Below are 17,355 nucleotides of genomic sequence, written 5' to 3'. Positions count from 1 at the left end.
GTTTCAGACTCGCTTTGATACTGCATGGAACATATATAATTTTTTACATGATAAATAGATAGTCAACATCATCTTCCCCAAATAGATTTTTTGGCATTCTTTTCGCTTATCATATGCATCGCACATTCCATAAGGCAAGAGGAGGATATACATGGAACATATGCTGTGGGAACAGCTAAAGACATTGAGGTCGCCGAATTTTAAATGGGTCGACCTGACCCATGAATTCGGTGCCGACACTCCGCGATGGCCAGGATTCGAGCCGATGGATTACCAAATCCTCTTTGACCTGGATGCCGCGCCGATGAAGGTGCAGCAATTCACCTTTCCGGGCCAGTACGGCACACACGTAGACGCCCCCGGCCATTTTCATGCAGGAGGGAGACTGTTGGATAACATCGACGTCTCAGAATTCGCCTACCCGCTTTGTGTCATCGATGTTCATGAAAAGGCCGAAGCCGATAATGCCTACGCCCTTACGGTTGAAGATATCAAGGAGTTCGAAAGGGAATACGGAACGATTCCCGAGGGAGCATTCGTGGCAATGCGGACGGATTGGTACAAGCGATGGCCCAACCAGGACAAATCGCAGAACTGGATTGCAGAAGGACAGGCCTGTTATCCCGGCTGGAGCATGGAATCCCTGGAATTTCTTTTTGAACAACGAGATGTTGGGGCCGTCGGCCATGAAGGCTTCGACACCGATCCCCCGACCCTTGAGTCCCAGGCCCCGTTCAAGGGAGAAGGGTATGTCCTTGCCCAGGATAAATTTCAGATAGAGGTTATGTCGAACCTCGACGAGGTTCCTCCCGTGGGAGCGGTCATTTTCTGCACATTTCCGAAGGTAAAGGGTGCAACCGGATTTCCCGCCCGCTGCTTTGCCATAGCACCGGCCTGATAATCCTTGTCACAACTGTGCGATGCTCCTGGGAATGACAGCATAATCCGGACCATCCCTGATGATCCTGGTATCAACACCGTACACACTCCGTATGAGTTCGGGGTTGAGAATATCCTCAGGAGCACCCGATGCCTCGACCCGCCCCTCATGCAGCACCACCACATGATCGGCACAGCGGGCCGCCTGGGAGAGGCTGTGAATGGTCATAACCGTCGCTATGTTGTGCTCTTTCGTAAAGAATGTAATTCTGTCCAGCATCTGAAGCTCGTTTTTGATATCAAGGCTGTTTGTCGGTTCATCCAGAAGAAGGACATGAGGGCTGCTGACCAGCGTCTGGGCCAGGGATGTCATCTGCTGCTGCCCTCCGCTCAGTTCGTCGACATAGCGGGTTGCAAGATGAGCAATGCCGAGCTTTTTCAGAATCGACATAACCAGGTCGAGCTCCTCATCCCCTACGCGCCAGGAAAGATCATCCAGACGGCCAAGAAGCACAAACTCAAATGCGGTCATCCGGGTCCGCATATCATGGTACTGAGGCAGATAACCGATAAGACGGTGCCACTGTGCCCTGTTCTTTCTGTTTTTGATGCAGTCGCCCCATCGCACGATTCCCTTTGCCCCCTCCATATGGGAAAGGCATTTCAGGAGGGTCGACTTTCCTGCCGCGTTCGGGCCGATTACAGCCGTAATCTTTCCAGGAAGGGCGGTCATGGTAATCCCGCGTAGTACAGGAAAGGTAGGGGTGTAGGCAAAGGTCAAATTTTCTGTAACAAGCATCACCGGAACCTCCTTCCCGGCTTAAGGAGCAAGACCAGCAAAAAGGGCACGCCGATGAATGAGGTGATCACCCCCGGGGGAAAAATGGTTCCAGGAATGACGATCTTGCTCAGAATAGATGCCAGGGAAAGGAGAAGGGAACCACAGAGAAAAGAGGCAGGAAGGAAAAAGCGTTGATCCTCCCCTGTGAACATGCGGGCGATATGAGGACCGGCCAGACCGATAAAGCCTATGGTTCCGGTAAAAGCCACAATGGTGCCTGTCAAAAGCGAAATCAAAACCAGTATCCGCATTCTCAGATGCCCTACGTTGATGCCGAGGCTGACGGCTTTTGCATCCCCCAGCCTGAGAGCCGTCAGCTTCCAGGCCTCCTTTGCAAACAGGGGAAGGACAATGCCGCATACCAGGGCGGTTATCCCCAATCGGGGCCAGGTCGTTTTTGTCAGACTGCCGAACAGCCAAAAGACGATGGCCTGCAGCTGTTCTTCAGCGGCAAAAAATTCAAGTACGGCAATACCGGACTGAAAGAGAAACAGTACGGCTATGCCCGCCAAAACCATGGTCTCGGAACTCAGCTCCCTTCTTCCGTTCAAGGCAAGCACCAGCGCACTGGTCAAGAGGGAAAACAGAAAGGCATTGGCAGGAACCAAAAACGGTCCGGCCCACGGTAGTATGCCGACACCGAGCACAATGGCAAGGGCGGCCCCGAACCCGGCGGCTGCGGAGACCCCCATGGTAAAGGGGCTGGCCAGAGGATTATTCAAAATAGTCTGCATTTCGGCTCCCGCCGCCGAAAGCCCCCCGCCTGCCAGTATCGCCATGAGGGCAACGGGCAATCTCAGACGCCAGATGATGAAACCGGACATACCTTCTGCATGGCCCGGCATAAATAGAGATCGAATAACCGTCTTCAGGGAAAGAGGTACCGGCCCTGTCACGATATCTCCCATCAATAACAGCATGATGATCAGAAGCAAAACCGTAAGCATAGTTTTCTTTCTGCCCGTAATGATCCGGTATAGTGCCCGTGAAGGAGATATCCTTTTCTTATCTGTTTCAGTCATCAAGTTCCAACATCCAGACACCGCTGTAGGGAACCGGCATGAACCTTTCATGGAATTCTCTGAAGTTTTCGGCTGGATCGACGTCTGCAAACAGTTCGGGGTAGAGCCAGCAGGCAACCGCCTGTATTCCGGCAAAGTTGTAGATTCTGAAAGAGAATCCGTGAAACAGACTGTAGACCCGTTTATTTTGTACGGCCTTGAGAAACTTCCATCCCTCGCGGTGTGTGAAATTCTCAAGCAGGGCACGGGAAGAGGCCTCTTCTGCATGATACCCGAGCCTCATGGATGTTTCATTGGCCGGCCAGTAGGAACCGCTGATTATGATGGCATCGGGATCGGCTTCCAGAAGGTATTCAGGATTGATGGGACCGGTGTTCTGAATGATTCCATCTGCGATATTGATTCCGCCGCCTTTAGCAATAAGCGCTCCCAGCCCCTGAGCCGATGAATAGGTGTTGCCGTATTCCAAAGATCCCTTTGAGCCAGATTCAATGTATGCCGTTACGTCTCGGGATTCACACTCGTTCAGGCGATCGGTAACCACCTGTATCTGTTGTTCATAATAATCGGTGATCTCCTTTGCCCGCTCCTGCTTTCCGAGAAGTTGCCCGATGATAAGGCTACTGGGTACAGGATGATTAAAGGGATCGATATAGTAATCAATATACACGACCGGAATGCCTGCCTGGGCAAGGACCTCAATGTCAGCATCTATGCCGTCCTGGGACTGCAGCCACAAAGGGAAGACAACCACATCGGGTGCCAGACCGACGACGGCTTCAAGACTGAAGGTTCCTTTATAGTGGTAGCCGATATCCCTGATCTCATCGATTTGTGGAAAAGCCTCTTTATAGGTACGGTAGGTATCCATATCGTACAGTTTCAGATCGGATCCCCAACCGCATATCCTGTCAAACACCTCGGCTCCACCGACTGCGGCAAATTCATGCAGATGGCGGGATGATGCAAGAACAATACGCTCTGCCGGCAGCTTTACCTCCACTACCCTTCCTGCAAGATCGGTTATGGGAGTAGCAGCCTGCCTTTCCTCTGTAGATTTCTGTAGTTCCGTTGCACCACCGGCAAAAACGGGCAGGGCTGCGGTCAGCATGAAAAGCGCAGCAACTGCAGCGCGAAGAACGGTTTTTATCATACATGGTAATTGGTTCATTCTTTTACTCCTTTGATTAATTCGGTGGCGGGGGCAAGGGAAAGCCGGTAGAGCAGCGGCATATTCCGTGCCCGTATCCTTCGTATCTCATGAAGGGTTTCTCGTGTGATGTCGGCCAAACCGCATTGCCGAAACTGTTTTACCGCTTGTTCAGGTTCAACGCCCCGACGGAAGGGGAGCTGACTGCTGACCTCTTCGCTGTAGCCCAAATCGGAGGGTTTTGTCCTGTTGTACAGAATGAGACCGGCCTTGCGGCATACGACTTTCAGTCGACCGGTAAGGCCGTTGCTATGCCACAGTCCGTCGATACAGAGTACGCAGCCACCGGGTTTCAGTACACGCTTCCACTCCAGTACCGCCCGATCGGGATGGGGAAGGGTCCACAAAAGCCACCTGGATACGACAAAATCGAATGATTCACTTTCAAAAGGCAGGTTCTCGGCATCGCCAATCACAAAATTGAGATTCAGGTTAAGAGAGGCCGCTTTCTCCCAAGCCTTGTCCAGCATCTCCCGGGTCAAATCCAGGGCAGTAATACTGTGCCCCTTCTGCGCCAAAAGAAGCGACAAAAAACCTGTCCCTGCTCCGACATCGAGAATTTCTGCCCGATCGGGAGGGATATAGCGGCCGAGGACCGCTTCATAGGCCTGTATCTCTTCCTCTTCTTTTCTTGAAGCAGGAAACCGGTCGTACGTAGCACTTCTTCCGCGCCAGTACGCTTGAATGTGCGATTTCACATCAGACATGAGAACTCCGATCTTCACGTAAAAATGTTAGTAAGGAGTTCGTCTCCGGTAGCGTTCCTTCATGGGAACATTGTGGGAAAACATTCTATAATGGCTCAGGCCTTTTTATCCTGAATGGGGCTTCATGCCTTGCAATACTATATAATGCCACTTTTCCGAAAGTCAATCCATGGGTCATCCAATTGTGCAACGCCTTATGATGAAAAATTGGCGATATTCCAGTACTCAAGGCCATGGAAGTGTCCGCAACAAACGATTCACCTTCCACAATCAGCTTGCCTTCCCGCATAAAGATGGGGTATGGTGGCTTCAATGAATGAGCATATTCGGTTTCTTGACAATGACCAGGCAACTGCTGCCTGGCTTGATGATATCAAGGCAAGAGGAGTTCGCGAGATCGCCGTGGACATCGAGGGAGAGTTCAACCTCCACCGCTACGGTGAGCATCTTTGCCTGGTGCAGGTCTGGGACGGGGAAGTTCTTGCCATTGTCGATCCTTTGGTCGTGGACCTTGCCCTGGTCAGGGAGATCTTCGAGTCCGGATCCTTCCGAAAGATTGTCTATGATTGCAGCAGCGACAGAACCCTGCTCTATCGAAGGTACGGTATCCACTTCAACGAGGTGTGCGACCTCATGCCTGCGGTGGTTCTGCTTGATTTTCAGAAGAAGGGGCTTGCTTCGGTGCTCTCTTCGGTTCTGCATATCGAGGAAAAGCCAAAGAAAAAGTTTCAGCAGTACGATTGGATGAGCCGTCCCATCGATGCCGATGCTTTGGAATATGCGGCCGCCGATGTGCTTCACCTTTTCACGCTTAAGGAGGAGCTTTTCAAGCGCCTGGAAGAAGAGGGGCTCAGCGATGAGTACGAGCGGCAAAACAGCGAGGTAAGCAGCCGGCCGATCCCGAAAGAGGGCACTCCGGGGCTTCTCAAAAAGAAGCGTTTTCTCTGCATGCCGAAACATGGCAAAGAGTGCTTTTTACGTCTTTTTTCCATACGGGATGAATACGCACGTGAGCTTGATCTGCCGCCCAACAGGGTGGTCTCAAACGAGGAGCTCTTTCTGCTTGTCGCTTCTCGAATGCAACCGAACGGGATCAGGGTGCCGAAAAGGATGCATCCGAGTCAGGCACAGGAGCTTCGCCACCGCTTCACAGAGGTCTTGAACTAAAGGTAGTGTCCTGAATCGTGGTGATTATCATGCCCATGCATATGAGGGAAGATAGTCAGCCTTCCAACGCAGTGCCGTTTGCACTCCCTTTAGCCATAGCTCTCGGCTTGAAGGTGACATAGGCTGATTTCTCAGGAAAAACCTCCTTTGGGTACATAAACTCCTCAGCTGCCAGGCTACCTTCTCCCCATCGATCCCTGCCACCTGTCCATGGGTCAGCCCTCTTTCATCTCCCTTCCCTCTGATCCTGTACGGCTTCATGAAGTTGTGATAAAACCGGTACACTTCAAGCCGTTCCATCATATTCCCTGTATTCCGGGCAAACTGAACCGTCTGCCTCACATGGTCTGAGTTATCTTTCCTGATCTCCCGATCAAGATAATTCACACTAAACAGCGGATTGCGTAGATCGCGAATCCTCCTCGAGCTCACCAGACAATGTTCTATCCTTCCCGACACCGCTGTACCCATGGCCTTCATCACCTGTTGGTACTGCTTATGTTCATCGGTATACAACGACAAAGGCTTTTTTTCGAATGTTTTTGGAGTTCCAGGGTTTTTTCCACCATCCGTTGGAAGGAGTGGTAAACACTTCCTTTGTAGAGCTTTAGATGCTCCTTGATCAGTTTGTTTTTCCTCTTTTGATAGTCCGTCATCCGTCCCTTCCTCGTCAGCTGGGCATAGTCGGAAAGGAACCAGAATTGAGACTCCTTTCCTGCAAGGATATGGATGTTATTCGGAAGATATTGAGAACAGACAAAGCTTTCAAATCCGTCTGCAACAAGGTCTTCTGCTATCTCCATGTCACAGGTGAGGGAAGCCGAGGCTGCGAGGCATTGGTGAGCAAGACGCCTGATACGATCCGTAACAGTGGAGCAGGAGGCATGGAGGATGCGGGAAAGGTCTCTGATGCCCGAGCTGGTGATGAGGTGGGAGAGGATAGTGTGGTAACAGATGTGGCGATGTGTCCAGTAGTCGATGCTAAAGGTCCGGGTTGAGAAGGAGAGCCCGCAGGTTTTGCATTTGAACTTTTGAATACGGGGAGCTGTTTTTGAGTGGTATGACCCTGTTTTTATAAACCAGGGTCCTGCAGCTTGGAAATGATTGGGACAATAGGGATTGGGGCAGAAGGGGGGATGGTTCATGGTATTCTCCTTTTCTGGCTGTTCTTACAATAAATAACTACGAGAAAAGGAGATTTTATTCATGTATCACCACGATTCAGAACACTATTTGAGATCCAGGGGGGAGCGCAATAGCCGCCCCCTTCGCCCGGCAGAGCGGAGGAGCGGAGCCGGAAAGAGCGAAGGGGAAGATGCGGCTATGGAGCGCGGGGGCACTCCCCCGCCCCATAGGTCAAAATCCTACCAAGGAAGACAAAAAGTTCCGATTGTCCGTCTCCTTTCGGTACGGGTACAATTTTTGTATACGAACCATACAGGAGGAATCACATGAAGCGTCTACTGCTGCCATTACTGATCTGCACGCTGGTATCCGTCTCGCTTTTTGCAAACGGAGGCCAGGAACAGGCGGCCGAAGAGGGGCCCATAGAACTGGTGTTCTGGACCCATGAAGATCCAAACAGGACAGTTATCGAAGAGCGATACATCCAGGAATTCGAGGCCGCAAACCCCGGAATCACCATCAAACGGGTCACCCATTCGTCCACTAAGATCCAGGAGTTGGTGCTTACCGCCTTTGCAGCAAATCAGGGGCCCGATATCTTCAACATGTCCATCGAGGATGAGTATGCCTACATCGCCAACGGGCGGCTTTCACCGGTCGATCCGAAAGCGGTCGGGTATGATAACCTGACGGCACTGAAAGATGCCTACATTCCGAAAGTGCTTGATCCTGTCACCATGGATGGTAAGATCTACGGTTTGCCTTTGGAGTTGACCAACTGGTGCATCTACATCAACAAGAATGTATTCCGCGATGCCGGACTTGATCCGGAGACCGATTATCCCAAGACCTGGGAAGAGGTCGCCGATGTTTCGGAAAAGTTGATCATTCGCAACGGTGATATCATCACTCGCCGGGGTTTCGATTTTCGCTATCCCTACTATTTGGTTTCGATGGTGCCCATGGTGGAGCAGCTGGGCGGAAAGCTGATCAGCGACGACGGAAAGACCGCTATTGTCGGAGAAGAGGCGTGGATCGAGTTCCTTAACTACATGAAGGCATGGGGACCGAACGGACGAAATCTCGGAGCTCCGACCTACAAAAACGCCCGAAAACTTTTTAACTACGACAATAACGATATTGCCATGGCTATGACCGGGCTCTACCAGCAGGGACGGATCAAGGCGGACGATCCGGAATTCTACGACAGCGGAAACTGGATGGTGGTCCCTTATCCCCAGTTTGCCAATGCCAAGAACGAGGTGGCAGGCTGCTACTACGGCCATTACTACATGGTAAATGGGCAAACATCCTCGAGGCGCCAGGAAGCCGCGTGGAATTTCATCGGCTATATGCTGGGCCACGGAGAGGAGTACTTAACCACCGTCAATATCATCCAGCCTACTAAAAAGCTCATGGAGTCGGAGACCTTTAAAAACATGCCCTACTCCAGCGTTTTCAGCAACGATATGGAAAAGGGTCACATTGTCTATTACGGCGAAAACAGCGCTAAGATGCAGGAGCTGATCAAGCAGGCCGTCGAATCGGTCATGCTCAGCGGCGTCTCCAGCGAAAAGGCCTATGCAACCCTCAAGGCCGAGGCCCAGGAACTTCTCGACGAGGAGTAATCCTTTGTATGCTCGGGCGAAGGGAAGGAGTGGAAGGCTTTTCCACCTTCCCCGCCCGTTTCTTTCAATTCTTTATCCGGAGTATAATCAGATGTCCCGACATCACGCATCATCGCCGCTGAAGCGGCATCAGGACCGCTGGGGGATGATTTTTGTCCTGCCGGCGATCCTCTTTTTTAGTCTTTTCAGCTTCTACCCGATCATCAACGCCCTTTTCACGAGCTTGTTTCGAAAAAAGGTGCTGAGCCTCAAGCCGCCGACCTTCATCGGCCTTGAAAACTATCATTACCTGCTCACTTCCGCCGATTTCTGGAACTCGATCAGGGCAACCATCGTCTTTACCCTGGGGACCTTTATTCCCCTCCTGGTGGCAAGCCTGATTCTCGCCGTGCTCATCACCCAGATGAGGCGGGGGCAAAAGTTTCTGCAGATGGCCTACTACAGCCCGGCGGTACTATCGTCGGTGGTGGCGGCTGCTATTTGGCTTTTGATCTTCGACCCGAGAGGGCTTGCCAACCAGTGGGTGAATTTCGTCATGAATACCCCGGGGGTCGATCATAAGTGGTTTGCAGATGCCACCATGGTCCAGATGGCAACCATGCTGGTCTATTTCTGGAAGTATGTAGGTTACTTCGTCATCATTTTTATCTCGGGGATCGCATCCATTCCGCCGACGCTTTACGAGGCGGCAAGGATCGACGGCTCAAGCAGCTGGCAGTCGTTCTGGAGGATCACCCTCCCCCTCTTAAGACCGACGGTGGTACTGGTATCCATTATGTCGATGCTCCAGTGTCTGAAGACCTTCAGCACCCAGTACCTCTTTACCCAGTCAGGGGCTCCCCAGGGACCGATCAACGTCATCACCATGAATATCTACAATACGGGAATTAGGGATCAGCGGATTGGAAGGGCCAGCGCCATGAGCATTATTCTCTTTGCCATCATGCTCTTCTTTACCTGGCTCCAGTTCTCCACCTCCAAAAGCGATGAGGTAAGTTACTAATGAACAGAATATCTCTACCCGGCGTTCTCGCCCGCATCATTCTCGCCCTTGCCCTGATCTTTGTCGCAGCTCCCCTTGTTTTCATGATTACGGCAAGTCTCATGCCCGCATCCGATATCGTAAAGATGCCCTATCGCTGGATACCAAAGCATCTTCATGTGGAGAATTTCGTCCATGCCGTTGCGGGAAACGACGGAAGTTTCATTTTTATTCGCAATATCTTCAACAGCCTGGTTGTCGCTTCGGTCGTCAGTATTACCACGGTGCTCATCAGCAGCCTGACCGGCTACAGCCTTTCGAAGTTTTCCTATCGGGGACGCGATCTTGTCTTTCTCATGATCATGGCGACCATGATGATTCCCTTCGAGGCGATCATGATACCGCTGTATATGGTCATTACCAAGATGGGACTGCAAAACAGCTATCAGGGCCTGATTCTTCCCTTTCTGGTGAACGCCTTCGGGGTCTTTATGATGCGACAGTACCTGATAACCTTTCCGAATGAGTTCATCGACGCTGCAAGGGTAGACGGGATGAGCGAGTTTGCCATCTATCGTCAGGTGATTCTGCCAAATACCGGGCCTGCCATTGCAACCTTGGCCATCTTGGCCTTTCGCTCTCAATGGGACAACCTGCTTTGGCCGCTTCTGATCGCCCAGACCGAGAAGATGAAGACCATTCCCCTCTATATTGTGAAATTTACCGCCGAAATGCACACCGACGAGGGTGCAATGATGGCGGTGGCATTGATCGCAAGCGTTCCGATGTTTATTTTGTTTTTTGCCCTAAGCAACTACTTTGTCAGCGGGGCGGCAGTCTACTCAAGCAGGAAGGGCTAAAGCATGTTGATCATATTCGATATGGGCAATGTCGTCAGCAGCAATGTTGAGGTCATTCCTCAGATAGCCGAAAAAACAGGAATCGAGCTTGCCGATTTGAGAAGGGTCTGTGGGGATGAGTTTTGGGGCCTGAGTACGGGGAGGATCGATACTCGGGAGTTCTGGAGGATTTTTACAAAACACTACGGTATCGAGGTGAAAGAAGATTATCTCTCAACCCTGTTCAAGCCGGTGGTCGATGCCTCCATGGTCGATGTAATCGACCGCTTGAGGCGGACAGGTCACCGCGTGGTATGCGGGACCAATACCATAGCCTCCCATTACGAACACCACGTGAAGGCAGGCGATTACGGGGTCTTCGATAAGGTTTATGCCAGCCACATCATGGGTCTGGCAAAGCCTGATCCGCAGTTTTTTCGCTACATCCTGAAAAAAGAGGGGGCTACGGCAGCAGAGACACGTTTCACCGACGATCTGGAAGAAAATGTTAAGGCGGCACAGGGGATAGGAATACGCTCTCACCGTTTTACCGGAAGGGCCGGCTTAGAATCCTTCCTTGCCGACTCGGCCATCGACGCTTTGGATGCGTGAACGATACAGGGTCGGGGAGAGACCGAAGCTGCGTTTAAAGGTCCGGGCAAAATAGCCCTGGTCACGGAATCCGCACAGCGAAGCGATCTCCCCTACCCTCAAACGCTGGTCGCCAAGCAGTTCAACCGCGGCCCTCAGCCTGTAGGAGGTCAACATCTCTACAAAGGTACGATTTCTCAGATCCCGGATGATTCTCGAAAGGTAGCTTTCGCTCAATCCCAGTTCCGATGCCGCGGCGGAGAGGGAAATATCTTCCCGGTAGCGCCTGCGGATAAAATCTTCGGCCGCTACGACATGTCGTTCTCTGCTGTCGTAATTTTCCATATCATCGGTGATCAGGGAAGCGGGGGCGGTGTCGGGAAGAGGAGGCTTACCGGCAAGTAAGAGCTGGCATCTTCTCAAGGCCCCTTCAAGCTCTGCATCATCGATGGGTTTGAGAAGAAAATCGACGACACCAAGGCGTATGGCACGTCGTGCATAGTCAAACTCGTCATGACCGGTAATGACAATAGCGACCCGGGGAGAGGTGCGCTGCAAGAGGTCAAGTCCGCTGCCGGCGGGCAGCCGTATGTCCGTTACGACAAGGTCGGGACGATGCTCCTGATAGAGGGCCTCTGCCTCCTCTTCGGTTCCGGCCTCTGCGACAACCCTGAAACCGTGCCGCTCCCAGGGAACGGTTTCGACAAGCTCCTGCCGGAGATAGGGTTCGTCCTCGACAATCAGCACCGAATACATCACTCCTCCAAGGGAAAAAGAAAGGTGACGAGGGTTCCTCCATCCGGCGGGGATTCTATGGAAAAGCCGCCCCTATTCTGATAGAGCAGCTCCATACGTCTGCGGACATTTGCAATGCCGACCCGATCGGATTCCTCAATAACCTGCCGTAAACGGCCGGGTTCGATCCCCGGACCATCGTCTCTGATCGTAATGATAACATGGTCGGTCGCTTTCCGGGCACAAATCGTAAGCTCCAGCGGTTTTAGTGAGCTGTCAAGGGCGTGGACCACCGCATTTTCAACGATCGGCTGCAAAATAAGCCGGGGAACGGAAAAATCGGCAAGCTCCTCCGGGATAAGGAATCGGGCATAAAGACGCTCACCGAAACGATAGTGTTGGATGGCAATATAGCTTTTAAGAATATCGATACTTTCGCGAAGAGGAACGAAAGCCCCGTCGCCACCGACGGCGGCTCGAAAAAGCCGTCCCAGGCCCGTGGTAATGTCAACAATTTCGGGAACGCCACGCAACTTTGCGATGGACTTGATGGTGCCGAGGGTATTATAGAGGAAATGCGGATTGATCTGAGCCTGCAGGGCCTTGCGTTCGGCCGCCTGAAGGGCGCGCTCCTCCTCCCGGGTACGCTCCACCAACTCGTCGAGCCGCTCCACCATGCGGTTGTAGCTGGTGACGAGAAGCCCAAGCTCATCATGGCGCTTTGTTTCGGGGAGTTTCGGGGGGACCCCTTCGGTGATCAACTCCATGGCAGCGACGACTGCGTGGACAGGGGTTCCAATCTGCCTGCTGATGCGCCAGGCGGTCAGTACCACGGTGACGATGAGAACAAGGAGGATCCAGAGTCCGATTTCCCAGAGCGGCTTCAGGGCAAGGCGATACTGATCGGAATGGACGGTCCCCAACAAAACGAGAGAGGTATCGGTAACGGCCCTGGGAATGACCAATAGACTTCCCTCCATGATTGTTTTGCCCTCCGCAATCATGTCCCGCTCGGTCTCTCCCATAAAGGTGAGTTCGGGAAAGTGATCAAAGGTTCCGTCTCTCTCCGGACGGAAGAAATCAAAGGCCTTCAGCCGCTCCTGGTCGATAAGGATCATGGAATCAAAAACGGGTTGCGCCCCTGCCGATATCAGGGCAGAGGCAAGAACATCTACCACCACATAACCACCGGGAATATCCCGCAAAAACGAACAGGCGACCCTTTCACCCCGCTCGGAAAGAAAGGGATCGAGGTAGAGGTAGGTGCGATCGGGATTGGGTCTGCTCTCGGAAAAAATACCCTCCACATTTTCGTAATAGGAGAGGTCGTATCGATGGGGAAGCTGATGGGTGGAATAGGAAATCTGTCCTCCGGATCCGAGAATATGGACCGAGGTTTCGTAGAGATGACCGCCGATCTCGGCGTAAAGGGATTGGTAGAGCTCTTTGAGCCATGCGGAGTCCCGGGCTTTTTCTTCCAGACTAAAGGCATCGAGGACAATCGGGAGCTTGGAAACCGAGTATGCGATATGACGATAGATATCCAGCTGATCGGCCAGGGCCGAAGCGGCGATGGCCGCCGCATCTCTACCACGCTGACTGTTGGCTCTGAGAATGGCGCGAAGGCTGGAGGCGTAGAAGCTGATACTTGCAGCGGCAAGGGGAAGGATTCCGACGAGAAAGAAAGAGATCAAAAGACGGGTGAAATAGGCCTGCCGCTTCTCCCGTCTTCTCATGTGATCTCATCCGCTTTGAACGCAAGCTCCCCTCCGATGAAGGTCATCAGGGGACGAAAGTTGTGGTCAAAAACGGCGATATCGGCTTGGTAACTGGGAATGAGAAGCCCCCTGCGGGAAAAGCCGAAGATGCGGGCAGGATTACTCCCCGCCATCTGGACCGCATGCTCCAGAGGTACGCCCCATTCGGTGAGGTTGGCGATCCCCTTCAGCATGGTCAGGGAACTCCCGGCAATGGTCCCGTCCTCGAGGCGGAAAACACCGTCGATGTCGGAAATTTTCATACCGTTGGCCCTGCCCTCGGACTTGCCGGTCCCGGCGAGGGCAAGGGCATCGGTAACAAGAACGACCTTGCTGACAGGCTTGTCGCGTAAGAGGAGTTTTATCAGTCCGGGATGAACATGATGGCCGTCGGCGATAATCTCACACGATATTTCGGGATGGATCATGATGGTTCCCACCGCTCCGGGGTTGCGATGGTGAAGCCTGCTCATGGCGTTGAAAAAATGGGTGGAGTGGAGTATGCCTGCCTGCATTCCTTCGAGCATCTGTTCATAATCGGCATCGGTGTGGCCTGCCTGCAGGGTGATCTCCCGCTTCATACACCAGAGGGCAAGTTCCCGCATCCCTTTGAGTTCGGGGGCCACGGTCATGGTGACTATTTTCTTACCTGCGACGTGCCAGAGACGCTCCATAAGGGCGAGGTCCACTGCGGCTACTCCGTCGGCCGATTGTGCCCCGACCCGCTTGGGAGAGATAAAGGGCCCCTCCATGTGGATGCCGAGAATCCTCGCCCCCTCCTCTCGCCCCATGGCATCGGCGCAAGCGGCAAGGGAGCTCTCCATGGTCCGACGTTCTCCGGTATAGACGGTAGGGCAAAAGCCTGTCACCCCATGGGAAACGAGGGCCCGGGACATACCAAGGATCGACTCGACGCTACAGTCGTCCACACCGAATCCGCCGAAACCATGAATATGACTATCGATAAAGCCGGGGCTTACATAGGCCCCGTGAAGGGGGACGACCACATCATCATCCCCGATCGATTTCGCTGCAAAGCGGCGATCGGTGACGACATCGCCGATTCGCTCCCCCTCTATCATAAGGCTGCACGCATCCATCTTCATATAACCGGTCAGGATGGTCCCGCCGGTCAACCAGATTCTTTTCATCTTTCGCTGTTCCTTATGTCGTCACGCTTTTTCGGCCTGGCGTGCGGCCCACTCCAGCTGAAGGGTAAGATGGTCCAGGGGCTCAAGCGGGGCAACCTTCGCCTTTTCCCGCAGCCGCTGAAGGGAAGGCAGCATGGTGTTGGTATAACGTTCCACGGCTTCCCGTCCCCTGCCGGCAAGAGAAATCTCGCCCGACTCTTCGATATAGTTTCGGATGAGGTGTTTGCTGCTGTTTCGCAGCTCCTGTCGATTGATATGTTCAATCAGGCGAAAAACCGAATAGAGAAATTGTCGTTCCAAACTGGTGATAGGCAACCTCCGTTTTCAAGCCTATCGCGTCCAAGCCGTTCCATCAATACCCTTCGGGCATGGCTCCATCACTTCCCGGTCGGGTAAGCTCTGCTATTAGTCCCGAGGCTTCGGGATAGCTATCCATAAGTGCCGTCCGTTCGCCTCCCGTAAAACAGTCCGACGAAAAACCGGGAGCCATTGTGGAACCGATCAAGGCCCAGGTCCCCCCCGGTTTGATCCGATGGCCTTGCCACGTTCCCGCCGGGCAGAGGGCCTGGAGCTTCTGGCCGGAAAGAATATCCTGCCCCAATTCCATGTGTTCCATCCTGCCGTCGGGGTAAAGGAAGAGGCTTTCCACCGTATCTCCAAGATAAAAGTGAAATAGTTCATCTGCATCCAGACGGTGTAGTGCCGAAAAGCCGTCGGGAGCGGTAAGAAGAAAATAGATGGCAGTTGCTGCGGGACGCCCGCCCGTAAGCGCCGCCTTCGATCGGTAGCTTTGCCTGAAATACCCTCCCTCTACAGGAAGGGGCTCAAGTCCCAGTATATCAATGAGTCGCTTCACGATCGCTTCCACCCGTCCCTCCTCATGTATCATACCGCCTTTCCCACGGGAAATCTGATCTCAAAGCGTGATCCCCCGTCAAAAACCTCTCGGTGTACCGTTCCGTGGATTTGCTGAGAAAGGACGTCAACCAACTCTTCTTCAGGAAGATCCCCTTCGGCAAAGGCGGCACTGTCGGTTTTTATTGTAAGCCGCACATTTTCCCCCTCGTCGCACAGCTCCGTATCGATAAGGACCGATTGCCCTCCGATAGCCTTGGAATCTATTGCGGCCGAAATCAGCTCATTTACAAGCATTCCGCAATAAATGGAAAGGTCCCTCGAAAACATCACGGCATCAATACGATTGACAACGTTGCAACTGACGCTGTTGTGAGAGGAAACAATTTGCGCAATATATTCCTCCAGAAAATTTCGAACAGAAAGACGATCTCCGATCATCTGCTCCCTCGTACGGGAAAGATGATCATATACCATGGCCATTCCGGTTATCCTCCGGTGTGTTTTCTCAAGGGCGTTTACGGCCTCTTCCGTCAGAACTCCGTTTCTTTGCAGATTGATAAGGCTGAGGATCATCTGAAGATTATTCTTTACACGATGCTGGATCTCCTGGAGGAGGCGCTCTTTTTCTTCCAGGCTTGCGGCAAGGGAACCGGTCTTGTTCTCCAACTCTTCAAGAAAACGATTAACGTTTTTTGAAAGCTCCCGAATCTCCCTTGGTCCTCCCTCGGCACTTCTTGATGAGAGATCTCCGGCAGAAGCCCGTTCAAGGGCCTCGCTTATACGAATAAGATGGCGCCCGATTGAGGTGTTTGCCCGGTATACAAGGGCAAAAAGGACGACAGAGGAGAGAAAGGCCATAAGCAGGTTAAAGAAAACGATACGGTGGATGGGCCTGCCGATCTCGTCCCAGTAAAAGGCCGTCGCAACAATCCAGTCGAAATCCGGGATATACTTAAAATTTACGATCTTCAGGCGCCGTTTATTTCCGGATGGAGTGCGCCAATAGTAGCTGGCAATCCCTTCTCCTTCCGCATAAAAACGTTGAAGAATCGAGCTAAATTCATCGGCGGGCATGTATCCTCGCGCGTCCTTCCCGTAGAGGTAGGGGTGGGCGATAAAGGTCCCGGCCCTGTCGATAACATAGGAATACCCGCCTTTACCGATCAATACAGAGTTGATGGTACGGCGTAAGGCTGCCAAATCTATGATATGCACAAATTCTTCCCGATAGCTGGTGGCCGAAAGTATCCAGTCGAGCTCGGGGATGTATGCCATATAGAGTGCTTTATTTTTCGGTTCCTCTTCATCGCTATTACGCCATCGATATTCAAGATAGCCGTTACGAAGCAAGAGCTGTTCTTTCACCGGTTCTCTCTCACGCTGATTACTACCTGCAATTTTGGGATCGGGATGAAAAAAGACGGTACCATCACTACGAATACCGTAATAGTAACCGGACTCTCCGACATGGAAGGATAAAAGCGAGTTTACCAGTCGCTCTTCAAGCTCCGGAGGGAGGGAGACCGGCCACTCCTCTTCGGGAAGGTCAGCCAATCCCTGTTCGCGAAGCGCCTCTTTGACGATATCGACACCGACTTCCACCTTTGAACGAAGATAAGAGCGCACGCTATTTCTCAAAAGCGAGCCGATCAGATTATGGAGCGTCCGAGTAGAGCTCTTCATCTGGGTCTGAAGGTAATCTGCGGAAAGCAGATACACAACATAGGTAGAGGATCCCACGGCAAGAAGAAAAGGCAAGAGGGAAAAAAGCACAATTACGATAAATCGGCTTTTAATTGACCCACCTTTGCTGCGATGTTGACTCATTTCCTTATTGTAAGGTAGCTCATCTTCAAGTACAAC

General features: G+C 52.5%; 18 protein-coding genes. 6 read left to right on the top strand and 12 right to left on the bottom strand.

All coding sequences use genetic code 11. The features are described from left to right. Nucleotides 1-151: 151 nt before the first annotated feature. A complete protein-coding gene (locus SPIRS_RS06955) occupies nucleotides 152-898 on the top strand; it encodes a cyclase family protein (protein ID WP_013253968.1) in 747 nt (248 codons plus the stop codon). A gap of 9 nt (nucleotides 899-907) precedes the next feature. On the opposite strand, the gene SPIRS_RS06950 is transcribed toward SPIRS_RS06955, so the two are convergent. The 4 genes from SPIRS_RS06950 to SPIRS_RS06935 are packed head-to-tail and all read right to left on the bottom strand — an operon-like array spanning nucleotide 908 to nucleotide 4,659. After that, nucleotides 908-1,678 (bottom strand): ABC transporter ATP-binding protein, encoded by a 771-nt coding sequence (locus SPIRS_RS06950; protein WP_013253967.1) that lies wholly within the window; start codon nucleotides 1,676-1,678, stop codon nucleotides 908-910. After that, nucleotides 1,678-2,742: a FecCD family ABC transporter permease gene (locus SPIRS_RS06945; RefSeq protein ID WP_013253966.1), complete on the bottom strand. Its 1,065-nt coding sequence runs from the start codon at nucleotides 2,740-2,742 to the stop codon at nucleotides 1,678-1,680. The genes SPIRS_RS06950 and SPIRS_RS06945 overlap by 1 nt, the downstream gene beginning before the upstream one ends. Further along, nucleotides 2,735-3,913, bottom strand: coding sequence for an ABC transporter substrate-binding protein (locus SPIRS_RS06940; RefSeq protein ID WP_013253965.1), 1,179 nt, complete (start codon nucleotides 3,911-3,913; stop codon nucleotides 2,735-2,737). The genes SPIRS_RS06945 and SPIRS_RS06940 overlap by 8 nt, the downstream gene beginning before the upstream one ends. Beyond that, on the bottom strand, nucleotides 3,910-4,659 hold the full coding sequence (locus SPIRS_RS06935; RefSeq protein ID WP_013253964.1) for a class I SAM-dependent methyltransferase: 750 nt from the start codon (nucleotides 4,657-4,659) through the stop codon (nucleotides 3,910-3,912). The genes SPIRS_RS06940 and SPIRS_RS06935 overlap by 4 nt, the downstream gene beginning before the upstream one ends. A gap of 312 nt (nucleotides 4,660-4,971) precedes the next feature. Between SPIRS_RS06935 and SPIRS_RS06930 the strand changes: the two genes are divergently transcribed. Further along, nucleotides 4,972-5,826: an HRDC domain-containing protein gene (locus SPIRS_RS06930; protein WP_013253963.1), complete on the top strand. Its 855-nt coding sequence runs from the start codon at nucleotides 4,972-4,974 to the stop codon at nucleotides 5,824-5,826. 27 nt (nucleotides 5,827-5,853) lie between these two features. Here SPIRS_RS06930 and SPIRS_RS22670 read toward each other — a convergent pair whose 3' ends face one another. Together SPIRS_RS22670 and SPIRS_RS22665 are read right to left on the bottom strand one after the other, a co-directional pair. Further along, nucleotides 5,854-6,297, bottom strand: coding sequence for a hypothetical protein (locus tag SPIRS_RS22670; protein ID WP_245537721.1), 444 nt, complete (start codon nucleotides 6,295-6,297; stop codon nucleotides 5,854-5,856). An 8-nt stretch (nucleotides 6,298-6,305) separates the two neighbouring features. Next, nucleotides 6,306-6,971: a hypothetical protein gene (locus SPIRS_RS22665; protein WP_013253961.1), complete on the bottom strand. Its 666-nt coding sequence runs from the start codon at nucleotides 6,969-6,971 to the stop codon at nucleotides 6,306-6,308. Between the two features lie 306 nt (nucleotides 6,972-7,277). Here SPIRS_RS22665 and SPIRS_RS06910 point away from each other — a divergent pair, with 306 nt between their 5' ends. From SPIRS_RS06910 to SPIRS_RS06895, 4 genes are read left to right on the top strand one after another with little or no spacing between them, the layout of a single operon-like run. Continuing rightward, complete coding sequence (locus SPIRS_RS06910) at nucleotides 7,278-8,579, top strand: ABC transporter substrate-binding protein (RefSeq protein WP_013253959.1); 1,302 nt, start codon at nucleotides 7,278-7,280, stop codon at nucleotides 8,577-8,579. A 4-nt stretch (nucleotides 8,580-8,583) separates the two neighbouring features. Beyond that, nucleotides 8,584-9,582 carry a carbohydrate ABC transporter permease gene (locus SPIRS_RS06905; RefSeq protein WP_013253958.1) on the top strand — a complete coding sequence of 333 codons (999 nt, stop codon included), beginning with the start codon at nucleotides 8,584-8,586 and terminating at the stop codon, nucleotides 9,580-9,582. After that, complete coding sequence (locus SPIRS_RS06900) at nucleotides 9,582-10,421, top strand: carbohydrate ABC transporter permease (protein WP_013253957.1); 840 nt, start codon at nucleotides 9,582-9,584, stop codon at nucleotides 10,419-10,421. Before SPIRS_RS06905 ends, SPIRS_RS06900 begins: the two co-directional genes overlap by 1 nt. Before the next feature lie 3 nt (nucleotides 10,422-10,424). Continuing rightward, nucleotides 10,425-11,012, top strand: a complete 588-nt coding sequence (locus tag SPIRS_RS06895) for an HAD family hydrolase (RefSeq protein WP_013253956.1) — start codon at nucleotides 10,425-10,427, stop codon at nucleotides 11,010-11,012. Here the strand turns inward: SPIRS_RS06895 and SPIRS_RS06890 are convergent. From SPIRS_RS06890 to SPIRS_RS06865, 6 genes are read right to left on the bottom strand one after another with little or no spacing between them, the layout of a single operon-like run. Further along, entirely contained in the window at nucleotides 10,965-11,747 is a 783-nt protein-coding gene (locus tag SPIRS_RS06890; protein ID WP_013253955.1) for a response regulator transcription factor, read from the bottom strand. The two genes, SPIRS_RS06895 and SPIRS_RS06890, sit on opposite strands and share 48 nt — an antisense overlap. Further along, the gene (locus SPIRS_RS06885) at nucleotides 11,747-13,462 is read right to left on the bottom strand and encodes a sensor histidine kinase (RefSeq protein WP_013253954.1); all 1,716 of its coding nucleotides are present in this window, start codon (nucleotides 13,460-13,462) and stop codon (nucleotides 11,747-11,749) included. The genes SPIRS_RS06890 and SPIRS_RS06885 overlap by 1 nt, the downstream gene beginning before the upstream one ends. Further along, on the bottom strand, nucleotides 13,459-14,634 hold the full coding sequence (gene nagA / locus SPIRS_RS06880; RefSeq protein ID WP_013253953.1) for an N-acetylglucosamine-6-phosphate deacetylase: 1,176 nt from the start codon (nucleotides 14,632-14,634) through the stop codon (nucleotides 13,459-13,461). Before nagA ends, SPIRS_RS06885 begins: the two co-directional genes overlap by 4 nt. Before the next feature lie 21 nt (nucleotides 14,635-14,655). Further along, nucleotides 14,656-14,934, bottom strand: a complete 279-nt coding sequence (locus SPIRS_RS06875) for a hypothetical protein (RefSeq protein ID WP_013253952.1) — start codon at nucleotides 14,932-14,934, stop codon at nucleotides 14,656-14,658. A 52-nt stretch (nucleotides 14,935-14,986) separates the two neighbouring features. After that, complete coding sequence (locus SPIRS_RS06870) at nucleotides 14,987-15,523, bottom strand: cupin domain-containing protein (protein ID WP_013253951.1); 537 nt, start codon at nucleotides 15,521-15,523, stop codon at nucleotides 14,987-14,989. Then, nucleotides 15,520-17,319 (bottom strand): cache domain-containing protein, encoded by a 1,800-nt coding sequence (locus tag SPIRS_RS06865; RefSeq protein ID WP_013253950.1) that lies wholly within the window; start codon nucleotides 17,317-17,319, stop codon nucleotides 15,520-15,522. The genes SPIRS_RS06870 and SPIRS_RS06865 overlap by 4 nt, the downstream gene beginning before the upstream one ends. Between the last annotated feature and the right edge of the window lie 36 nt (nucleotides 17,320-17,355).

The sequence above is a fragment of the Sediminispirochaeta smaragdinae DSM 11293 genome (genome assembly GCF_000143985.1).
GTDB lineage: Bacteria > Spirochaetota > Spirochaetia > DSM-16054 > Sediminispirochaetaceae > Sediminispirochaeta > Sediminispirochaeta smaragdinae.
Note: the sequence above shows the minus strand (reverse complement) of the source record. Positions and strands in the feature narration are given on the sequence as shown.